General features: G+C 54.0%; 14 protein-coding genes. 10 read left to right on the top strand and 4 right to left on the bottom strand.

Annotated features, from left to right (window positions below):
• Positions 1–339: 339 nt before the first annotated feature.
• From C812_RS16630 to C812_RS16600, 7 genes are all read left to right on the top strand, one after another.
• Positions 340–1,224 (top strand): ABC transporter permease, encoded by an 885-nt coding sequence (locus C812_RS16630; protein ID WP_028537473.1) that lies wholly within the window; start codon positions 340–342, stop codon positions 1,222–1,224.
• 15 nt (positions 1,225–1,239) lie between these two features.
• Positions 1,240–2,145 (top strand): carbohydrate ABC transporter permease, encoded by a 906-nt coding sequence (locus C812_RS16625; protein ID WP_016313816.1) that lies wholly within the window; start codon positions 1,240–1,242, stop codon positions 2,143–2,145.
• A 139-nt stretch (positions 2,146–2,284) separates the two neighbouring features.
• Positions 2,285–3,955 (top strand): extracellular solute-binding protein, encoded by a 1,671-nt coding sequence (locus tag C812_RS16620; RefSeq protein ID WP_036625669.1) that lies wholly within the window; start codon positions 2,285–2,287, stop codon positions 3,953–3,955.
• Between the two features lie 228 nt (positions 3,956–4,183).
• Positions 4,184–5,902 carry a right-handed parallel beta-helix repeat-containing protein gene (locus C812_RS16615; RefSeq protein WP_016313813.1) on the top strand — a complete coding sequence of 573 codons (1,719 nt, stop codon included), beginning with the start codon at positions 4,184–4,186 and terminating at the stop codon, positions 5,900–5,902.
• A 26-nt stretch (positions 5,903–5,928) separates the two neighbouring features.
• Positions 5,929–8,382, top strand: coding sequence for a glycoside hydrolase family 95 protein (locus C812_RS16610; protein WP_016313812.1), 2,454 nt, complete (start codon positions 5,929–5,931; stop codon positions 8,380–8,382).
• On the top strand, positions 8,379–10,766 hold the full coding sequence (locus tag C812_RS16605; RefSeq protein WP_016313811.1) for a glycoside hydrolase family 95 protein: 2,388 nt from the start codon (positions 8,379–8,381) through the stop codon (positions 10,764–10,766). Before C812_RS16610 ends, C812_RS16605 begins: the two co-directional genes overlap by 4 nt.
• Positions 10,767–10,870: 104 nt before the next feature.
• Positions 10,871–11,239, top strand: coding sequence for an MmcQ/YjbR family DNA-binding protein (locus C812_RS16600; RefSeq protein WP_016313810.1), 369 nt, complete (start codon positions 10,871–10,873; stop codon positions 11,237–11,239).
• Positions 11,240–11,283: 44 nt separating this feature from the next.
• On the opposite strand, the gene C812_RS16595 is transcribed toward C812_RS16600, so the two are convergent.
• Positions 11,284–12,195, bottom strand: a complete 912-nt coding sequence (locus C812_RS16595; RefSeq protein WP_016313809.1) for an AraC family transcriptional regulator — start codon at positions 12,193–12,195, stop codon at positions 11,284–11,286.
• A 132-nt stretch (positions 12,196–12,327) separates the two neighbouring features.
• Here C812_RS16595 and C812_RS16590 point away from each other — a divergent pair, with 132 nt between their 5' ends.
• Together C812_RS16590 and C812_RS16585 are read left to right on the top strand one after the other, a co-directional pair.
• Positions 12,328–15,681, top strand: a complete 3,354-nt coding sequence (locus C812_RS16590) for a DUF5107 domain-containing protein (protein ID WP_016313808.1) — start codon at positions 12,328–12,330, stop codon at positions 15,679–15,681.
• A 714-nt stretch (positions 15,682–16,395) separates the two neighbouring features.
• Positions 16,396–17,349 carry an aldose epimerase family protein gene (locus tag C812_RS16585; RefSeq protein WP_016313807.1) on the top strand — a complete coding sequence of 318 codons (954 nt, stop codon included), beginning with the start codon at positions 16,396–16,398 and terminating at the stop codon, positions 17,347–17,349.
• Positions 17,350–17,474: 125 nt separating this feature from the next.
• On the opposite strand, the gene C812_RS16580 is transcribed toward C812_RS16585, so the two are convergent.
• The 3 genes from C812_RS16580 to C812_RS16570 form a co-directional block, all read right to left on the bottom strand.
• A complete protein-coding gene (locus C812_RS16580) occupies positions 17,475–18,698 on the bottom strand; it encodes an L-lactate MFS transporter (protein WP_016313806.1) in 1,224 nt (407 codons plus the stop codon).
• A 118-nt stretch (positions 18,699–18,816) separates the two neighbouring features.
• Positions 18,817–19,584, bottom strand: a complete 768-nt coding sequence (locus C812_RS16575; protein WP_016313805.1) for a LytR/AlgR family response regulator transcription factor — start codon at positions 19,582–19,584, stop codon at positions 18,817–18,819.
• 6 nt (positions 19,585–19,590) lie between these two features.
• Positions 19,591–21,249: a sensor histidine kinase gene (locus C812_RS16570; RefSeq protein ID WP_016313804.1), complete on the bottom strand. Its 1,659-nt coding sequence runs from the start codon at positions 21,247–21,249 to the stop codon at positions 19,591–19,593.
• Positions 21,250–21,564: 315 nt separating this feature from the next.
• Here C812_RS16570 and C812_RS16565 point away from each other — a divergent pair, with 315 nt between their 5' ends.
• Positions 21,565–22,410, top strand: a complete 846-nt coding sequence (locus tag C812_RS16565) for a DsbA family protein (protein WP_016313803.1) — start codon at positions 21,565–21,567, stop codon at positions 22,408–22,410.
• Positions 22,411–22,956 lie beyond the last annotated feature (546 nt).

The raw sequence follows: 22,956 nt of genomic DNA, 5'->3' as shown, positions 1-22,956 counted from the left end.
TCCCAAGCGGCCTCACGATTCATCCCGGCTTTCACAGCGACTGTACCTTCCAATGGGAAGGGGGCGGTCGCTGTTTTTTATTTGCGGAATCATGGCTCCCGTACCGAAGAATGTTCCCTCAAAAACGGGAGAACTGTACGCCAAAAGACGGAAGTGTACCTGTTCAATGCCGCCAAACATGCCCTATGATCGACTCAACGAGAAAACGCTATCATATCCATCAAGGCGCTTACCAAACGTATAGGAGGAATTGTTCTGGAAAAACAACTTGCTTTCAAACCGGATTACGTCCCGGACGCCAAGCGCAAGGCCAGCTACTGGGGGACCGCACGCAGAAATATCAAGAAGCACTGGCAGCTGCATCTGCTGGTCATTCCTCCCATTTTGTTTTTTCTAATTTTCAAATATTACCCGATGCTGAATGCGGTGCTGGCGTTTAAGGACTACAACGTGATCAAAGGGATCTGGGGAAGTCCGTGGGTAGGGTTCAAGCATTTCCAGCTGTTCTTTGAAAATCCGCAGTTTTGGACGTTGGTGAAGAACACAATTTTTCTCAGCGGGTATCTCATTCTTGCCGGATTTCCGATTCCGATCATTTTGGCGTTAATGATCAATGAAATTCGCGCCGGCCGCTTCAAGAAATTCGTGCAGCTCGTTTCCTTTGCACCGTATTTCATTTCGACGGTGGTTATGGTGTCGATTATTATGCTGTTTCTTGCCCCTCGGCTCGGCTTTGCCAATGTCGCTCTCAATTACTTCGGGTTTGAGTCCATCAATTTCCTGGGGGAACCGGGGATGTTCCGCTCAATTTACGTCTGGTCGGACATTTGGCAGACCGCCGGTTATAACGCCGTGATCTATCTGGCTGCTTTGGCGGGAGTTGATCCAACCTTATATGAAGCGGCGAAGGTGGACGGCGCTTCGCGGTTTCAAAAAATTCGCCACGTCGATTTGCCAGGTATCGTACCAACCATCGTTATCATCCTGATTCTGAACGTCGGCAACGTCATGGCGCTCGGCTTCGAGAAGGTGTACCTGCTGCAAAATCCGCTAAACCTGGTGAATTCCGAAATTATCGCAACCTACGTTTATCGGATCGGCCTGCTGAATGCGAACTACAGCTTCGCCACTGCGGTTGGTTTGTTTAATTCCATCATCAATCTCGTTCTGCTGCTGACTGTTAACGGATTGGCCAAGCGGCTGACGAAGAGCAGCATCTGGTAGGAAAGGAGTTAGGATATGGCAGCTATAGCAACCCCAAAGCGAAGAATCAAAGAATCAACAGGAGACCGGATATTTCTTGGCTTCATCTACGTGATCCTGACCCTGCTCGTCATCATTGTGCTTTATCCGCTCATCTATATCATCAGCAGCTCCATCAGCTCTCCGGCGGCGGTTACGTCGGGCCGGGTCTGGTTGTGGCCGGTGGACCTGTCGTTTAGAGGCTTTGAAGAATTGTTTCGCAGAAGTGAGGTGATCACCGGCTACCTGAACTCGATCTTTTATACAACCGCCGGAACCCTGATCAGTGTCACGTTGACCATCATGATTGCCTATCCGCTGTCACGCCGTTCGTTCTTCGGACGAAACGCGTTAATGATGTTTATTACCTTCACGATGATTTTTAGCGGGGGCTTGATTCCGACTTATATGGTGGTGAAGGGGCTGGATCTAATCGATACGCGCTGGGCCCTTCTGATCCCCAATGCGATCTGGGTCTGGCAGGTGATCATCGCCCGCTCCTTCTTCCAGACCTCGATTCCCGAGGAGCTGCTGGAAGCAAGCGAAATCGACGGCTGCAGCGATCTGAGGTTCATCTGGAGCGTAGTGCTGCCGTTGTCGAAACCCATCATTGCCGTACTCGTGCTGATGTATGCAGTTGGGCAGTGGAACGCTTATTTCGATGCATTGATTTACTTGAAGTCGGCGGATCTGTTCCCACTGCAGCTGATCTTGCGAAGCATCATTATCCAGAACAACAGCGGCAGCAACATGGATGCGATCGCCATGGTCGAGAAGCAGCAGTTGGCTGAATTGCTGAAGTACTCGTTAATTGTGGTGGCCACGCTGCCGGTGCTGATCATTTATCCGTTTGTGCAGCGCTATTTTGTTCAAGGGATGTTGGTTGGTTCAGTGAAAGGCTGATTCCTGCTCCTCCATAAAGTAGCGGTTGCGCCAAAAGGCGGCGGACTTCATGATAGAAGGAGGTGATGCTCTCGATTGGCACCATGAGAGTTGCAGAAGGGAAACGAATGACATCTATACAAAAAGGGAGCGATCAAATTTGAAAAAAACCCTGCTTAGTATGTTCATGCTGGTTCTAGCGGTTACGCTGGTCCTCAGCGGCTGTTCGGGGAAAAATACAGAGAGCTCGAACAGCGCCCAAGGCAACGGCTCGTCCGGCGGCGGCGCCGAATCCTCGAAACCGGTGGAAATCAGCGTGTTCGCTGTTCAGGAATCGGGCATCGACATTCCGACCAACAAGTTTACGAAGTTTTTGGAAGAGAAGTTTAACATTAAATTTAATTGGCAGATTAACCCGTCTGACGGCGCGAAGGAGAAACGCCAAATTTCATTGGCGAGCGGCGATTACCCGGAGGCTTACCTGTTGACGGCATATATCGATGAGTTCTCTCAAGCGGATGTACTTAAATACGGCCAGCAAGGGGTGTTGATTCCGCTGAACGACCTGATCGATAAATATGCCCCTAACATTAAAAAGGCCATGGAAGAAACGCCGGAAATGAAAGCGCTGTACACAGCTCCGGACGGTAATATTTACGGGCTTGGCGCTTACACGGAGTGCTTCCACTGCTCTTATCCGAACAAAATGTGGGTGAATACCGAGTGGCTGAAGAAGCTGAATCTGGAAGAGCCTAAAACAACGGAAGAGTTCAAAGCGATGCTGCAGGCGTTCAAAACTCAAGATCCAAACGGTAACGGCAAAGCCGACGAAGTGCCGCTCAGCGGTTCCATTGAAGACTTTGGCGTACGTATCGTGCCGTATCTGATGAATGCCTTCGTATATGACGACGACCGCAACTACTTAAATCTGGAGAATGGGAAGGTCGTCTCGGCAGCGATCAAGCCGGAATGGAGAGAAGGTTTGGCTTATATCAAATCGCTGTATGATGAAGGGTTGATTGACCCGGGGGCCTTTACGCAAAACGCGGAAGCCTACAAGAAAATCGGGGAAAACGCAGATGCGGAAATTCTCGGTGCCGGGGCAGGCATGCATCCTGCGATCTTCATCAACATCGATCCGGGCAACTCGCGTTCCGCCCATTATAACCCGCTGGCGCCTTTGAGCGGGCCAAATGGGGTTTCGTATGCGACGCATGATAACGGCGGCGTCACCTCTGGGGCGAAATTCGTCATTACGAATAAAGCCAGCGAGGAAGCGCAAATCGCTTTGATTAAAGCGATTGACTACATGTACACGCCGGAAGGCCAAACGAATGCCGCCAGCGGCTTGAAGGGCATCGACTGGACCGATCCGGAGCCTGGGGATAAAGCGCTGGGCGAAAATGCAACGCCGATGGTCAAGCAAATCCCGATGAAGGAAGGCGACGCACCGCGTAATGCAGGCTGGAGCGGCATGGGGCATTTCTATATGCCGAAGGAGTACCGCGACACTTGGGTTCAAGGTGAAGATATTTATGCTTCGGACGGCTATGAACGCAGATTGTACAACGCTACGCTCCTCTATCAGGGGCATGAGCCGAGTGAGATTTTCCCTATCTGGGCGATCTGGATCGATCCGAGCGAAATTGACGAAGCCAGCATGCTGCAAACGAACCTGAAAAATTATATTGAGCAGAGCCAACTGCAGTTCATTACGGGCAACAAGGATCTGAACAAGGATTGGGACGCTTATGTGAAAGGGCTGAAGGATCTGAAGCTGGATCGTTACCTGGAGATCCTGCAGAAGGCTTATGATCAATTGGCGAAATAATTAGATCCTCTCTGGTCGCATGATCGCGGCTTGAATCAAGGAAGCCGGCCTTTGGGCCGGCATTCCTTTTTTATCAGCCCCCAAAAGGGACATTTTCCGGCATTATTCTTCCAAAACAGTGATAGATGGAGAGGAGCAGATGTGGTATGTTGAGCGAAGATAGGATAACGCCAGGACTAGCTTCTGAACACATGTGGGATACGCTCCGAATGGAGGTGCCCGAGGAGGATGAACCTACCTGTGATTGTGATCTCCTTAAGTGATTATGGGGCTCGGCCGGATACGCAAGAGGATACGCAGCCCGCGATGCAGATGGCGCTGGAAGTCGCTATGCAAACAGAAGGGCCTGTTGTGCTGGAGGTGCCTTTGGGCCGGTATCATTTTTATCCGCAATCGGCGATTCGGGCTCCTTATCATGTCACCAATACCGCAAGTGAAGAGGAGCATTTCGATATTACGAAAACAATTGGGATGCTGCTGAAAGGACAAAAGCAGTTGACCATTAAGGGGAACGGGTCTCTGTTCATGTTCCACGGCAAGCAGACAATGCTGCTGATCGACGGCAGCAAGGACATCGTCATCCAGGACCTTCACTTCGATTACGCCCAACCGACGGTGGCAGAAATGACCGTGGTGCATTGCGAGCCTGAGGCGTGTTGGATGGAGGCGGTGGTGCATCCCGATTCGAGGTATGCTATTCAGGAAGGCCGACTGACATGGGTTGGTGAGGGCTGGCGCTTTCAGTCTGGGCCGATGCAGCTATGTGAACCGGCGGAAAATACAACCTGGCGGGTGGACAATTGGCTGGAGCGGAAGACGACCCTGGTGGAGGAAGTTGGTCCTGGTCGGATCAGGTTTTATTTTGACCGCGGTATACCTGAGGGATTGGCCCCCGGTCGCGTAGTTCAGATGCGGGATGGAATCCGTGATCAAGTAGGCGTCCTTGTCCATGAAAGTGCGAATATCACGTTCACAGGCTGCGGGTTTCATTTTATGCATGGGCTAGGGCTGGTGGGACAATTCAGCGAAAACCTCGTTTTCGAGCGCCTGGACCTGTCGCCAAGGGCCGAAAGCGGCCGGACGGTGGCCGGCTTCGCGGATTTCATCCATCTGTCAGGCTGCCGGGGGCAAGCGGTGATTCGGGATTGCCGGTTTGCCGGGGCACATGACGACGCGATTAACGTCCATGGGACCTACCTGCAAATTGTTGGCCGTCCGGCGCCTAATCAGCTGTTGGTAAGATTCATGCATCCTCAAACTTATGGGATCCCGGCTTTCCGTGCCGGGGACGAGATCGGCTTCGTTCATGCGGATACGCTGGTGACCTACGGGAGCGGCAGGGTGAGCGAGGTTCTGCGGTTAAACCCTCGCGAGCTGCTGCTTACGCTGGAGCAGCCAACCCCAAGGGAGATGAGGCCGCAAGATGTGATCGAGAACGTCACCTGGTCCCCGGAGGTGGAAATTACGGGCAACCTTTTCGCCCGTATTCCGACGCGCGGGGTGCTGGCTTCCACGCGGCGGCGAATCGTGATCCATGGTAACGTATTTGAAGGGATACAGATGAGCGCCATTCTTGTTGCGGCTGATGCGAGCTCCTGGTTTGAGTCAGGTGCAGTTGAGGAGATGGTCATCGAGGATAATCAATTCTTCGACTGCGGCAGCGAAACGCATGCAGTGATCACCATTGCGCCAGAGAATCGGGAGGTACATCCGGAGATAGCGGTTCATCGCGGAATTGCCATCGTGCACAATCGTTTCGAATCGGTGTGCGGCTTGCTGCTGTCCGCACGTTGCGTACAGGACTTGGTGTTTCGAGGGAACGAGATATCGCTGGCGTTCGCTGGGGAATTTGACCAGGGAAGTGCCGTCATCTTGGAGGCATGCCCGGATGCGGTGATCGCAGACAATGTGTTTCTTGGCGATGACGAGCAGGTGAAGAGTAAATAAAGATCTGGTAGGGGAGGAAAGCAAAAATGGAGCAAAACACTAGGCTACAGTACGACAGACCGGCTGCGGTCTGGACCGAAGCATTGCCGATCGGAAACGGACGCCTTGGCGCGATGATTTACGGCGGGGTGGAACGGGAAACGATCAGTCTGAATGAAGATACGTTGTGGTCCGGATATCCGCGCGATTGGAACAATCCTTCCGCCCGGCAGGTACTGCCTGAGGTAAGGAAGCTGGTCCGGGAAGGCCGCTACGAGGAGGCGGATCAACTGGGGCGCCAGATGCTGGGGCCATACACGGAATCCTATTTGCCGTTTGGCGATTTACAGCTGACGTTCGAGCACGGAGCCGCCTGTCGGAATTACCGGCGCACGCTGGATTTGGCAAACGCTGTCCACGTGACGGAATACAACGTTGGGGAAGTAAGCTATAAGCGTGAAGTCATCGCTTCCCATCCCGATCGGATCATCGCCATGCGGCTGACGTGCAGCCAACCGGGAGCGCTTGCTTTTCATGCACGACTCGACAGCCCGCTCCGCCACGATACTGCTGTGGAAGATGGGGCATTCGTGCTGCGGGGGACAGCTCCGGAACGGGTGGAGCCGAACTACGTGAGCGCAGATCGCCCGATCCGCTACGGCGATCCGGAAATCTCACCGGCGATGGCTTTTGAGGGACGACTGGCGGTTGCAGAAACCGACGGCCGGGTCAGCGCCCATGGGGACGGGATTCGCGTGCTCGATGCTACAGAGGCGGTATTGTATTTCAGCGCCGCGACAAGCTTTGATCGATTCGATCAAATCCCCGGTGCGGGGCGACCGGAATCGATTCCGGCGGAAGTGGCTGCATCTCGGGCCAAGGCGGACTTGGCTGGTGCATTGGGCAGCCGTTATCGGGAGATTCAAGCTCGGCATATCGAGGACTACCAAGCCCTGTTTAACCGAGTCAGCCTGCGGTTAGGGAAGACAGCAGCTCCGGAAGGACTGGACACGGAGCGGCGGATCGTCGAGTACGGAGCCGCTGATCCGGGGCTGGTCGAGCTGCTGTTCCATTACGGCAGATATTTGCTGATCTCCAGCTCCCGACCTGGGACGCAGGCGGCCAACCTGCAAGGAATCTGGAACGCGATGACTCGGCCGCCGTGGAGCAGCAACTGGACGCTAAATATCAATGCGGAAATGAACTATTGGCCGGCCGAGGTATGCAACCTGGCAGAGTGCCACTGGCCGTTGCTGGAGATGATCGGCAACCTGGCTGAGAATGGGGCGAAAACGGCCTCCGTCAACTACGGTACTCGGGGGTGGGTGGCTCATCACAACTCGGACATTTGGGGACAAACCGCCCCGGTAGGCGATTTCGGCGATGGCGATCCGGTCTGGGCGTTGTGGCCAATGGGCGGTGTCTGGTTAACCCAGCATTTATGGGAGCATTACGTCTTTGGCGGGGACGTCGCATATTTACATGATTTTGCTTATCCCATCATGAAGGACGCCGCGATGTTTGCCCTCGACTGGCTGATCGAAGACGAGTCCGGCTATCTCGTCACTTCGCCATCGACCTCGCCGGAGCATAAATTCCGCACGGCAAGCGGTGTAGCGGGGATCAGTGAGGGAGCCACCATGGATTTGTCACTCATCTGGGAGTTATTTACGAACTGCATTGACGCGGCGGGTGTGCTTGGCATTGATGAAGCGTTCCGCGAGGAACTGCGGCAGACCCGGGAGCGGCTCTTGCCGCTGCAGGTTGGGAAGTATGGGCAACTGCAGGAGTGGAGCCGGGATTTCGAGGATGAGGATGTCCATCATCGGCACACCTCCCACCTGGTGGGTGTCTATCCCGGCCGCCAGCTCTCGGTCGAGGAGACGCCGGAGCTGTTCGCCGCTGCGCGGCAAGTGCTGGAGCGGCGGGGCGATGAAAGCACCGGCTGGAGCCTAGGCTGGCGAGTTGCCCTATGGAGCCGGTTCGGCGACGGCGATCGGGCGCTGCGGCTGCTCGGCAATATGCTGCGGCTGGTGAAGGACGGCGAAACGGAGCGCTATAACCACGGCGGCGTATACGCCAGCCTGTTGGGCGCGCATCCGCCGTTCCAGATTGACGGCAACTTTGCCGCTTCGGCGGGCATCGCCGAAATGTTGCTGCAGTCGCACCGCCCCGCGCTGGTGCTGCTGCCCGCTCTGCCGGAGGCTTGGTCGGACGGCGAGGTCCGCGGCCTTCGCGCCCGCGGCGGCTTCGAGGTTAGCCTGCGCTGGGCGAACGGCAAGCTGGCTGAGGCCAAGATCGTGTCGACGCTGGGCCATGCCTGCCGTGTTCGGGTCGGCCTCAACGGAGGGACGCCGCTGACCGTATACCACGGCGGTGTGAAGGTGGCCGTGGAAACGATGGAGGATGGCGATCTCCGATTTGAGACGGAAGCCGGGGCAACATATCGACTGATCCCGGACGACCGGATGGCTGCCGGCGAGGCGGTGGCTCAGCCATGAAGGTGAATGCGGCGGAGCACGGCGCAACCAAGCTCTGGTATGACAAGTCGGCTGCAGGCTGGTCAGAGGGGCTGCCCGTGGGCAACGGGCGGCTCGGCGCCGTCGTGATGGCCGCACCGGAGCGCGAGGTCTGGAACCTAACCGAATCGACCTATTGGTCCGGCCAAGCGGAGGAGGTTGGCGCCGCCGGGCTCGGAGGCAAAGCGGCGCTGGCCGCGATCCGCGAGCGGCTGTTCGCCGGCGACTACGCGGGCGGCGACCAGCTGGCGAAGCAAACGTTGCAGCCGCCGAAGCGAAACTTCGGCACCTATCTGGCGATAGGGGAGGTGGTGATCGAATTCGCCGCGCCTGGCGAACCCGGCGGGAGCGGGTCAGCTAACGAGGACGAGGCCTGCCTCCCTTTCCGGCGCGAGCTGGACTTATCGAACGCCCTGCTGACGACAACGTCCGGCCCGCCCGGTGCGACACGGGTCCGCGAGCTGTTCGCTTCCCATGCCGATGATGTCCTTGTCTCGCGGATCTGGAGCGAAGGGGCAGGCGGCGTCTCATTTACGCTGGGGCTTACCGGGTTAACGCCCGAGTTCGAGGTTTCGGCGTCCGGTATGACCGCGCTGGAATTTGGCGGCAGGGCAACGGAGACGGTGCATAGCGACGGGGCTTGCGGCGTCCGGTGCCGCGGCCGCATTGAGCTCGATACCCGAGGCGGCAGCCATTATGTACAGAATGGCCGTTTGGTGGTTCGTGGCGCCGATGAAGCTTACATTTATCTGACCGTCGCCACGAATTACCGCAGCGAGTCGAAATCGTGGGAGCTGGCCCCCCGATTGCAGGCTTCTTTAGCGTTAGCTAAGGGCTATGACCAACTGAAAGCAGACCATTTGGCTGATTACGCGCCGTTGTTCCAGCGCGTGTCCATCGAGCTGGGGTCGTCTGAAGAAGCGGCGAAACTGCCGACAGACCAGCGGATTCGCTGGCTGCGGCAAGGCCATAGTGATCCCCAGCTGTTTGCATTGTTCCTGCAATATGGCCGGTATTTGACGCTGGCCGGCTCGCGGGAGGATTCGCCGCTGCCCTTGCATCTGCAAGGCATATGGAATGACGGCGAGGCTTGCCGCATGGGCTGGAGTTGTGATTATCACCTCGATGTGAACACGGAGATGAACTATTATCCGACCGAGGCGGTACATCTTGGCGAGAGCCAGCAGCCGTTGATGCGTTATCTGGAGGATTTGGCCCGCGCTGGCCAGAAGACGGCGCGCGAAGTTTACGGTTCGCCGGGATGGGTGGCCCATGTCTTTTCCAATGTGTGGGGATTTACCGATCCGGGCTGGGATACTTCATGGGGGCTTAACGTAACCGGGGGACTCTGGCTGGCCATGCAAATGATCGAGCATTACCGGTACGGACCGGACCGCGAATTTCTGGAGAAGCGGGCGTATCCGGTGCTGCGTGAGGCGGCGTTGTTTTTCCTCGATTACATGACGGTGCATCCCCAATACGGCTGGCTGGTGACGGGACCATCCAATTCTCCGGAGAACCATTTCTACCCGGGTCATCCGGAGGATGGAGTCTGGCAGTTGACAATGGGTCCCACCATGGATCAGGCACTCGTCCGGGAGCTGTTTACATTCTGCTTGGAGGCGGCGGAGCTGCTGGAGAAGGATGTGGAGTTGCGCGAGCGTCTGATGTCTGCGATTTCACTGCTGCCCCCACTGCAGATCGGTAAAAAGGGTCAACTGCAAGAATGGCTCGAGGACTACGAGGAAGCGCAGCCGGAGCATCGCCATTTGTCGCACCTGTTTACGCTGTACCCGGCCCATCAGATCACGCCGGAGGAGACGCCGGAGCTGGCAGCTGCGGCCCGAGTGACGCTGGAAAACCGTCTGCAGCAGGATGAACTGGAGGATATCGAGTTTACGGCGGCGTTGTTTGGGTTGTTTTTTGCCCGGTTATATGACGGGGACCGTGCATTGAAGCATATTTCCCACCTGATCGAGGAGCTGTGCTTCGACAATTTGCTCAGCTATTCCAAGGCGGGGATTGCCGGGGCGGAGACGAACATTTTTGTCATAGACGGCAACTTTGGCGGCACGGCGGCAATTGCGGAAATGCTGCTGCAGAGCCGGCCGGATGGACAGATCCGCCTGCTTCCGGCGCTTCCGACAGCGTGGCCGTCGGGCCGAGTGACGGGATTGCGGGCGAAGGGCAACGCCGAAGTTGATCTCGCCTGGGAAGCGGGTCGGTTAAACACTGCGGTCGTGCGGACGCATTCGCCGGGCACGTTCATCTTAAGTCTTGGCGAGCAGCGTGTAACCTTGGAGGCCGAAGCTGGCAGGGAATATCGGTTTGACGGGGCGCTGACGCTTCGAAACGAATCTCTCTGAATCTGTAGCCATCGAGGTCACTTTTGAAGTGAGATCCTTGATTTTCCACGTGTGGCCTGCATGATATATTTACACCATAAGCAAGCCAATGAGGGGGAAGGGTCGTGTACCGTAAGTTGGTTGAATATTGTTTGTCCAAAAAAGGGGCGGTCGAGGAGTATCCTTTTGGCCCGGAGACGACGGTCATCAAGGTCGGGGGCAAAATGTTCGCATTGCTGCCTGTTACCGCCGATGATGAAACAGCAAGCATCTCGCTGAAATGTGACCCCATGATCGCTTCCAATCTCCGGGAACAGCACGAATGCGTGAAGCCGGGGTATCATTTGAACAAGAAGCACTGGAATACAGTCACTGCAGACGGCAGCTTGTCGATGGACGAATTGCAGGCAATGATCGACCACTCGTACGATCTGGTGCTCCGTGGAATGACGAAAGCCGCCCGTGAGGCAATCCTGATGCGCATCGGTGGATAAGGTCCGGATTACTCTGTCGTTCGGGAGGCTGCTTTCGGGCATCATTATCCCTTTGGAATACGGCGGTATTCGGTGGGGGAGTACCCCATAGTCTTCTTAAATATTCGCGAAAAATAATACGGGTCGGACAAGCCGACCGCACCGGCGATCTCTTTGACGCTTAAGCCGGTGAGGTCCAGGAGCTGTCCGGCCCGTTGCATTTTCAGCCGCAGAAAATATTCGATCGGCGGAAGCCCCGCCTCCCGGTTAAACAAGTAGACGAGATGCTGTTTGGAGAGCCCCACCTGCTTCGCCAGTTCGGACAGCGTGAGGCTCTCTGTCAGCCGCTCGGTCATGTAGCGAACCGCTTCATCGAAATAGCGCTCGCGTTTGCGGTCCTGCGCCGACCGCTCGGCGCTGAGCCCAATGCTGCTAAGCAGGTGGCGCATCGTCTGCGCGACATGAATCTGCACGGGCAGGGCGTAGTACTTGTCATGAAGCAGACGGTAGCACTGTTCAAAATGCTCCAACAGCTGGGCATGTACGCTCAGCGGCAGCCGGACCGGTCCGCCCTGATCTAAGCCATAGGTGCGAATCAACTCGTTGGTGTCCTCGCCTTGCAGGTGAAACCAGTATATACTCCAGGGTTTATCGGCCGAAGCTCCATATCGGTGCGGCGTATGTGCGGGGATTACCGCCAGCTGACGCTCTGTCAGCGGGTAGCTTTGCTGCGTGTTGCCCGCCTCCTCGCCCCATTCCACCCATCCTTCGCCTTCCACACAGTAGATGAAGATATGAGCGTCCGCCCCCTCGGGCCGTTCCCGATAATGGTGCAGGGCGTTCGGGAAAAACCCGATATCACTAACAAACAGCGGGCGCGTCAACGCGGAGTTTTTCAGTTCCTTCAGCATATAGTCCGGTTGCACAAACAGTTTCTGTGACTCAAAACCATCCGGCTTGCGAATTTGTTGATCCATGCAAGTCACCTCCATATAAGAATATAGTCCATCATTCCCCGTATTTCGTCAATTGGAATTCCTTCGGCACCGGGGTACATTGGGGTTACAACCGATTCAACCAATGAAGGGGAGAAGGGGAGGATTTATGAGATGAACGTTCTACAGCGGGAGGCGTCTGCCAAGGGGGCCGTTCGGGTCTGGGAAGAGGATAAGCTCATTCCGACGTATGGGGTTGGGGAGCCGGACAAGAACCCGATGTTTTTGGAAAAACGCGTGTATCAAGGCAGCTCCGGACGGGTGTATCCCTATCCGGTCATCGATAAGATTTACGACGAGAAGCGGGAGGTCAGCTATCGGCTGGCGATTTTGGAAAATGAGTACGTGCGGATCGAAATCATGCCGGAGCTCGGCGGACGGATTTATCGCGCGCTAGACAAGACGAATAACTACGACTTCGTTTACTACAATCGCGTGATCAAGCCGGCGCTGGTTGGCCTGGCCGGGCCGTGGATTTCCGGCGGCATCGAGTTCAACTGGCCGCAGCATCATCGGCCGAACACGTTTGGCCCGGTCGAATATCGACTGGAGCAAAGGGAGGACGGCAGCGCTACCGTTTGGGTCAGCGAAATCGACCGTATGTACGGCACCAAGATGACCGCCGGGTTTACGCTTTATCCGGGGAAGGCCTATTTGGAGATCTCTGCTCAGCTCTACAATCGGACGCCGGAGCCGCAAACGTTCCTGTGGTGGGCGAACCCGGCTGTGGCGGTGAACGATCATACGCAGTCCGTGTTCCCGCCGGACGTTACTGCCGTCTTTGACCATGGCAAGCGCGACGTCTCACGATTCCCGATTGCCACCGGCACGTACTACAAGATGGATTACTCGGAGGGCGTCGATATTTCTCGCTACAAAAATATCCCGGTCCCTACGTCCTACATGGCTTACAAATCCGACTTCAACTTTGTCGGCTGCTACGACCATGGCGTGCAAGCCGGTCTGCTGCATGTCGCCAATCACCACATTTCCCCGGGGAAGAAGCAATGGACTTGGGGGAACGGAGAATTTGGCCAGGCGTGGGACCGCAATCTGACGGACGAGGACGGCCCGTACATCGAGCTGATGACTGGGGTGTATACCGACAACCAGCCGGACTTCACTTGGCTCCAGCCGTATGAGGAGAAGTCGTTTAAGCAGTATTTTATGCCTTACAAAGACATCGGTGTTGTCAAAAATGCTTCCATCGAAGCGGCCGTTAACCTTGAAGTCGACGAGAAGGCGCGGACGGCAACGGTGCTGGCGTATGCAACATCCGATTATGAAGGGGCGGTCGTGGAGCTCAAAGGTGCACGCCGAACCTATGTATCGGATACCGTGCGGCTGTCGCCGGTGGCGACATTCAAAAACGTTGTCTCGCTGGATGAAGGCGATCAGCCACATGACTTGCTGGTGACGGTGCGCGACCGCGAAGGACGGCTGCTGATCTCGTATCGCCCGGCGAAACCGTCGATCGAACAGGTGCCGGAAGCCGCCAAGCCGATGCCGAAGCCGGAGGAGCTGAAAACGAACGAGCAGCTGTATTTGGCGGGCCTTCATCTGGAGCAATATCGCCATGCTACGTTTGAGCCGGAGGCGTATTACTTGGAAGGCCTGAAGCGCGACGCCAGCGATATCCGGATCAATGTCGCTTACGGCACGCTGCTGCTGCGCCGGGGCCGGTTCGCCGAGGCGGAGGCGCATTTCCGCACGGCCGTGAAATCGCTGACCTGGCGCAACCCGAACCCGTACGACAGCGAAGCGCTGTACCAGCTCGGGCTGGCCCTGCAGCTGCAAGGGCGAGGCGAAGAGGCGTTCGCCGCCTTCTACAAAGCCGTCTGGTCCGCTGCCTGGCAGGACAGCGGCTACTATTCGCTGGCCGCGATCGCCTGCGGCCGCGGCAGCTATGCGGAGGCGCTCGAGTTGGCCGAGCGCTCGCTAATCCGCAATAGCCGCAACTATAAGGCGCGGCATTTGAAGGCGGCGCTGCTGCGGAAGCTCGGTCGGCCGGAGGAAGCGCTCGCCTATACGGGCGAGACGCTGGCGCTGGACCCGGCCGACTTCGGCGCCGCCAACGAGCGTTGGGCCGCGCTGCGGGCCTTGGGCGATGAGGCTGCGGCGGATGAAGTCCTGGCCGAGCTCCAGCGGTTGATGCGCGGTGACGCGCATAACGTCCTGCAGCTGGCCGCGGACTATCTCGGCTTCGGCCTGTATGACGAAGCCGTGCAGGTGATGCAGCGGATTGCGCCGGACGCAGAAACGCCGGCTTACCCGATGCTGCATTACACCTTGGCCTACGCGTATGAGCGGACCGGCCAAGTCGAACTGGCCGCGCGCCATCGGCAGGCAGGCGCCGCTGCGCCGGCGAACTACTGCTTCCCGAACAGCCTGACGGACCTGCTCGTGCTGCAAAGTGCGATCGCGGCCAACCCGGGCGATGCGAAGGCGCATTACTACCTTGGCAATTGGATGTATGACAAGAAACGCCCGGACGACGCGATCGCTCACTGGGAGGCGTCCCGGGAGGCGGACGCCGGGTTCCCGACCGTACACCGCAATTTGGCGCTGGCTTATTACAACAAGCGCCAGGATGTCAATGCGGCGCGGGAAGCGCTGGAGACGGCGTTTGCGCTGAACTCGGAGGACGCCCGCGTGTTTTACGAGCTGGATCAGCTCTATAAGAAGCTGGGCCGTCCGGCGGCGGAGCGGTTTGCGGCGTTGGAACGTCACTTGGCGCTTGTGGAGAAACGTGACGATTTGTATCTGGAATACGTCACGCTGCTGAATACGTTAAGCCGCCACGACGAAGCATTGCGGGCGTTGGAAGCTCGCAGGTTCCACCCTTGGGAAGGCGGAGAAGGCAAAGTGACCGGGCAGTACCGGTTCGCCCTTGTCGAGCTTGGGAAGCAGGCACTCGCGGCCGGGAACGCCGAGCAAGCGATCGAACGGTTGGAGCGGGCGCTCGTTTACCCAGAAAATCTCGGGGAAGGCAAGCTCGCCGGAACGCAGGAAAACGACATCCTGTATTACCTGGGCTGTGCATATGAGGGGCTGGGCCTGATGGAGCAGGCGACGCCGTATTGGCAGGCGGCTTCGCAAGGGCTGGAGGAGCCGGCCGGAGCGATGTACTATAACGATCAGCCGCCGGAGATGATTTTTTATCAAGGGCTGGCTTGGCGGAAGTTAGGCGTGGAGAAGGAAGCGAAACGCCGGTTTAACAAGCTGGTGGACTATGCCGAGAAGCATTTGTTTGATGAGGTGGAGTTCGATTACTTCGCCGTATCGCTTCCTGACTTCCTCGTGTTCGAGGACGACTTGAACCGGCGTAACGTCATCCACTGCCGCTTCATGCGGGGTCTGGGCAAGTTGGGCCTTGGCCGGCCGGTGGAAGCCGCCGAGCAGTTCGATGAGGTGCTGGCCCTGGAGCCCAGCCATCAGGGCGCGATGATCCATCGGCGGATGTGCTGATGGATTGCGGAGGGACTTTACAAACCCTGCGCTAACGCTTGCCACAGTGCTTATTTGGCTTAAAATGGCGAGTTTCAAATTCTAACGCTGACCAGCGTTCTTATGGGGGCGATTGAGCCCCCATTTTGCTCTACAATGAGCAAATAAGGTGTCTGGTAAGCGTTAAAAATCGTACACCCGCTTTTTTGCCCAAATAGCGTTGCTCACAAGCGTTAGACAATCCAGCCCTCGCTGGAAAGAGGGCGAACTGCGGCGAGAAGCGTCCCGCAGCCATAGAGAATCTGTAGCGAGAAGGCATCCTGAAGCAAGAGTTCGTGCTGTTGCGAGAAAACATCCTGCCTGCGAGAGATCGTTATATGGCAAGAAGTAAGTTGCAGTAACAAGTAACGTGTCGCACTCACAAGCCACACTCACCAGCCACACTCACAAGTCATAAGTCACAAACCACAAGTCGCATAAGTTGCAATGAACATACACGTCGCAAAAGTTTCAACAAACAAATCACAAACGAAGTAAGTCACCAGTAACAAACAGTTAGCAGCAAGAAAGTACATCATTAGTTATTAATCAATTACCTGTGACTCTCCAATAGTCACTACTCGCAAGTAACATAACATATGCAACAAGAAACAGGTCGTAATAACAAGTGGTAGTAACAAGTAACAATTCAACGTCTCACCTAATAGCGATCCAAGTTGGAGGAGGAGTTGACGGATGAACCAATGGCGAAAGACTGAAGTGGACGGTTGGGATGCCTGGATTGGAGAAACCGAGCTACTAGCGGTAACCGTCGTTCCCGAGCTGGGCAGTAAGGTTGTTTCGCTGCAAAGTCGCAAGACGGGGCGCGAGTGGCTGTGGCGGAGCGATAAGCCACTGGGAAACGAGGGCTTCGGCTCATCCTTCGTGGCTGGTGACGAAAGCGGCTGGGATGAAATGTTCCCAGCTATTCACGCCGGCGCTTACCCGCACCACCCCTGGCAGAACCAGGCGATCCCCGACCACGGGGAGGTCTGGTCTCGGGCTTGGGAGCATCAAGCCACGAGTTCGGCCCTAACCTGCCGGATTGGCGGCGTGCAGTTCCCTTATGTTCTGGAGAAGATGTATACATTCCCGGCGGCAGACACACTTCACATCGAGTACACTGTGACGAATCTGTCGGGCGCGCCCTTTGCCTTTCTATGGGCGGCGCATCCGTTGTTGCAGGTACGAGAAGGTATGAAGCTGCACGTTCCGCCCGAATTAACGGAGATCGAGGTCTCCTATTCGGAGGAAGGCAGGCTAGGTGCGTTCGGATCCAAGCAGCCTTGGCCGCTGGCACGCAGCACATCCGGAGAGTCGATTGACCTGAGCACCGTGGAGCCCAACGCCGGCCGATTCGCGGAGAAGTATTATTTTACTAGCATGCTCGGGCCCGGCTCCGGGTACGCCGGCATCAGCGACCCTGCGACCGGCGAGGCGCTGATGTTCCGCTTCCCCGCAGACAAAGTGCCGTACTTGGCCGTTTGGGCCAATTACGGCGGCTTCGGCGGCAACTATCACGTTGCCTTGGAGCCGGCTACTGGCCGCATGGACGAACTCGCCCATGCGTTCCGCCAAGGGGAAGCCGCCGTTGTCCCCGCTCGAGGTGTATATCGCTGGTATTTGGAGGCCAAGGCCGTGTTCAGTTAACTCCTGGGCGATTCTTTCCCATGCCCAATTGCTTCTCTCCAAAAACACCCCTTAGAACATTGGATTCACCAAAGCTTGTCCAATAACTGTTCTAAGGGGTGTCCTATTCTGTAGGGGATGCCCAGTTATTCATGCTGCAATTTCTGGAAGGCCAATTTCTTCTTCTCCGTTTTCTTCATCGCTGGAAGCTTCAACAGCATAATGAGGATAAACGAGATCATGCACATCGCAGCAATGAGTTTAAACGTAGGTACAAATCCGCCAAGGAACGAGGAGATCATGGTTGCCAGCAAGGCGCCAAATCCAAAGCCTTGGTAGATCACACCGTAATTTTGACCGGAGTTTTTCAGTCCAAAGTAATTCGCCACAATTGCCGGAAATACGGTAATATTCCCGCCGAAGCAAAACGCAATCGCCGCTACACAAGCAAAGAAGGACCCATAATTCAGATGCATATAGCTCAAGATGATCACGGCGGCGGCTGTCACAAACAAAGTGCCGGATACGACATTCAAGTGACCCACCCGATCGGATAAAGCTCCAAGTACAATCCGACCCAGTGTATTAAATATCGCGACCAGAGCAACCGCATTCGCTGCTGTGGCTGCATTCAATCCTGCCATGCTGACGCCGATATCCTTGACGATCCCAATCAGGAACAGACCGCTCATACATGCTGTGAAGAAGATAATAAATAACAAGTACGCTTCTTTTGTTTTTAGCATTTCTTTGACCGTGTAATCCTTCTGTACCGTATTTGAATCGGCTTGAACTTGATTTTGCACCTTCGCTTCCTTCACGAGGAACGAGCCGCCCACGATCATAACCATGACGATGATTCCCCAGAACATAAAAGCTTTCGACACGCCCAACGTTTCAATCATGCTGCTGTTAATATATTTGAACACTAAGCTGCCCGTACCATATGCCCCTACGGAGATCCCTGAGATCAGGCCTTTCTTCTTCGGGAACCATTTAATCGCATTCGACAATGTCGTCATATAAGCCGTCCCGTCTGCGGCACCAACTAAGACACCGGCAAAAAGGTAGAGCACCCATAGGGATGTCACTTGCGAGCTGATGATTAATCCTAGTCCTAACGTGATCCCTGCAAACATAATTAATCGCCGAAGTCCGATTTTCTCTTGAATCTTACTCGAAAACAAGGTTGCAAAGGCTAACGAAAAGCTAAGGATGGAGAACGTGGCAGCTACCGAACTTAGCTCCCATCCATAGTGTTCGACAAGAGGTTGGTTAAATAGACTCCAAGTATAGATGGTCCCCAGCCCCATTTGTACGATAATTGTTCCAAGAACGATCAGCCAGCGATGACCCTTGGTATCTCTCATGATGATCTCCTCTTTTCAGTAGGCTATACAGTGTTTCTTGATGAGCCAAGTATAGTACCAAAAAGGTCAACGCAACCGTTTTCAGAACGAAATGACGATATCAAGGAATGAGTTGCTGTCAAAATCTCATGATGTGCCGGAACTCTTTCACCTTGGATCGACTTACCGGAATTTCTGCATCCATCCCCGATAATCTTAAGATATAGGTTTGGTTAAACCAGGGCACAATTTCCCGGATTTTCGATAGATTCACCGAGTAAGAACGATGACAGCGGAAGAAGAGACTCTGCGGCAGCAACGTGTGAAACTCGCTGATGCTCATCGGCATCGTGTACGCTCCTTCCAACGTATACACCAATGTCACCTTCTCTTGGGCCTCAGCATAATAAATGTTGTTCGCATCAGTGACGATAATTTTGTCATCCTTACGTAAGTTAATCCGATTGGCGATTGCAGAGCCTTCATCGTCCTTTTGATGGACGACGGGATGCAATGAATTCGTATCTTGCCGGACGGGATGGTCACGATGATAGGCGGCCTCAAGCTTTTTTAACATCGGTGCAATCCGCTTCTCGTCATAAGGCTTCAGAATGTAATCAAAAGCCTCCAGCTCGAACGCCTTGGCGGCATGCTCTTTATAAGCAGTAGTAAAAATGATATACGGCTTCTTCGCAAATTTGGCGATGTTGCTTGCGACGAAGATTCCATCCAGCGACGGAATGTTGATATCCAGGAAAATCGCATCGGTCTCATGCTCCTGCAGAAATTTGAGAACATCCAACCCGTCCTCAAAACAATCCGTTACCTCAATCGAGCTGTAAGTGCTAATGATATATTCAAGCTCTTCCCGAGCAGGGATTTCATCCTCGACAATAATGGCTTTCATGTGGAATTACATTCCTTTCCTTACATCAAAATAGACTTCAGTGCCTGGATCCAAACGTTGGATCACGACTCCTTCTCCATAAATTAGCTTCACTCGCTGATGCACATTATAGAGTCCAATTTTATGGGCTGGAACCTGATCATGGTACAAATTCCGAATGATCCCTTCATCGATTCCAATCCCAGTATCCTTCACGCTGATCCGGACTTGATCCCCAAGATCCTGCACAGAAATGGTCACGGTTCCCGGTCCTTTCGTCTTAAGAACACCGTGATTAATGGCATTTTCGACGAGAGGCTGAATCAATAAGCTGGGGATTTTAACCGAAACCTCCTCATCAATGTCATAATTCACTTGTAACCGCGAGCCAAAGCGTGCTTTTTCAATTTCAACGTAATCCTTCACTTGCTGAAGCTCTTTATGGATTTCAATGAACTCATCGCTTAGCTCTAAGTTGTGTCTCATGAAATTGGATAGATTAATGATTAATTCTCTGGCCTTTTCCGGATTCTTGCGTGTCGTTGAAGCGATGGCGTTTAAGGCATTAAACAAAAAATGGGGGTTGATTTTGGTTTGCAGCGCTTTGAGTTCGGCCTTATTCGCTTCCTCCTTAATTTGCTCGACCCTTGAAACCTCCATCAGCGTGGAAATAATCTGGGATAACCCAATCGCCATCGTCTGCAGCGGGTAGGTCACTTTGTAGGCTTTCCGGTAATACACCTTCAGTGTCCCTGTTACAACGTCCCGTTCTTTTAAAGGCATAATCAGAAAATACTGAATTTGCGGGAGATTATGCTCAGAGATGTGATTGGAAATGGTGATCTCACCGGTTCGAATCGCAGATTTTGTGATCTCGCTGATAATAGCCTCTCCGACCGTGTAGTGCTCCTCGCCAAATCCAACATAGGCCAGCACGTTATGCGTATCCGTAATCGCAACGGCATCGGCCTCGATTTCATCTTTAATAATCGTACAGATTGTCTTTAAGGATTCCTTGCTGGTGGAGCGGAAGTAGGGTAACGTTTTGTTCGCAATTTCCAAGGCCAGCTTGGCTTGCTTGGCGGCAATCATCTCTTTCTCGCCCTCGACCCCCATAATCATCAGTACAATCAGCCCAATGCTGATCTCCCCAATTATCATAGGAAAGGCGATTTTGGATACGATGTCCAATCCCAGCTCAAAGGGCTCGGCAAAAGCTAAAATAAGCAGCATGGTTAAAATTTCACAGATCATACCGGCGATAATGCCGTAGATCCAGCGGGCTGATTTTTTCACTTTATGATTAATGACTCCGGAAACTAAACCCGCAATCATACTGGTGATGAGGCAGGGAATCGATGTAATTCCACCGATATCAATTAAGTACCGATGCAATCCTGAGACGACCCCGGTGATAATCCCTACCCAGGGACCAAACAGGATCCCCCCGGACATCACAGCAATAATGCGAATGTTCACCAGCGATCCTTCAACCTCAATGCCTGAGTACGTACCGAAAATCGCAAACGAGCAAAATATGACGGTAATCACGGTCAGCTCGATCGGCGATCGATTATCCCGCTGCAGCACCTCACGGAATCTTGGAATACGAGCCATAAAGAATAAGCAAATCAGCAGCAACGCAGTTCGTTCCAACAATTGCAGCAGCATTTCTAATGAGGTCATGTGGGCTTGGCTTCCCTTCTGTAGTAATATAAAAACTCCCTGATTGGCAGTAAGCACAACCAGAGAGTTGCAAAAGCAATATTTTGGTATAGAAGCGACCAGCTTACGCTCAAGTTCCTTACCATCATACAACACTTATTATGGATACTCAATTTACTTCGTGTCAGCTTCGGTGAACAATCTGAGGGGACTTCGAGTGGAGTTGATCAGTGAAGCTTATCCCCTTACTTTCGACTGTGACCTTTGTTACTCCCTTGCCGTGGGCCATACGCTAGAATGAGGACGAAACGAATCCAGATGGAGGTAGGATGGCGGATGGCCCAGAACAAGGGAAGTAATCGGAGCGGCGGGAAACCAGCCTCAACTTATAAGACGGGATCCAACCGGACAACCCCTGATCACAAAAATGTCGGCAAGGGCAAGGCGGGCAACGCGGCCAACAGGTCAGGAAGCGGCCGAGAGAGTAGGAAATCCGGTTTGATTTTTGTAGGTTCCCTCATTTTCATTGGAGTCCTGGTCATCACCCTGGCTGTTGTGTTCCTGAAAGATACGGGTTCATCTGAATTAAAAGATCTTCCGAACTATACGGAAATCAAAGGGGATTACACTGCCAAGGGCTTGAAGTATGAGAAGCAGCCGCATTTGGGAGATCCGAATGCTAAGGTCAAGGTAGTCGAGTTCGCCGATTTCAAATGCCCGGCCTGCAAGAAATGGGAAGAAACCTATATGGACCAGCTGCAGCAAGAGTATATCGATACCGGGAAAATCGAGTTATTCTTCATAAACTATGCATTTATTGATCGGGACTCGATCATGGCGGCCAGCGCAGGCGAAGCGATTGCGGCGCAGAGCAACGAGAAGTTTTGGGAGTTCAAGCGCAAGCTGTATGAGCACCAAGGTGATGAGACGAAAATTTGGGCAACACCTAGCTTTTTGCTGGACTTTGTGAAGAAGAACATCGAGGGAATCGACTATGATCGGTTCGCGAAGGATTTAAAAGAAAATACGTACATGCTGCCCGTCAAGGAAGACTTCAAAACCGGCGGATATTACGGAGTCAACGGAACCCCTCAATTTATGGTGAACGGGGAGCTGCTGCCGAGCGCTTCCTACGAGGATTTGACGGCGGCCATTGAGGCGAAATTGGCGGAAGCTGACTGATGAAAAGCGACGATAAAGTCGCTTTTTTTCATAGTTTGGGTGATTATATTTTCCCCTTCCTCATCCAAGACCAAATGCGATACGATCCCCATAAGTTTATTAGTAGGAGAAGAAACAACACGAATCCCCATAAGCCAAGTTGATTAATTTCCTTGAGTCCCTCCACATTCCAAAGGACAAAGGTTCCAATCCCGATGAAAAAAAGATACAACAATACGTTTGGGATGATCCAGACAATTCGTAATTTGTTGTTTTTGTTCAAGAATTTCACCTCTAAGTAAGGATTTAAATTCACTATCTTACTTTTACCATGAATAGATTGCGATGTCTTGAGGTATCCTAACGATGGCGACACCTCCATGTTTAAAGACCTGCGGGAGAATCAGTGATGTTCGTTTGATTTTTGAAAAATAAAAGGTTCAACCGCGTTAGATTGAGATGAAAGGTCAAATAAGGTCAAATAAGTAGTCAAGTCTCTGGCGATCAGGAAAAATGCGCGAAAATCGCCCGAGAACAGGCTGTTTGGGCTTTAATCACTTTTGTCAC

Source organism: Paenibacillus barengoltzii G22 (genome assembly GCF_000403375.2).
In the GTDB taxonomy this organism is placed as follows: domain Bacteria; phylum Bacillota; class Bacilli; order Paenibacillales; family Paenibacillaceae; genus Fontibacillus; species Fontibacillus barengoltzii.
The sequence above is the reverse complement of the archived record's forward strand: the minus strand, read 5'-3'. Positions and strand labels throughout refer to the sequence as shown.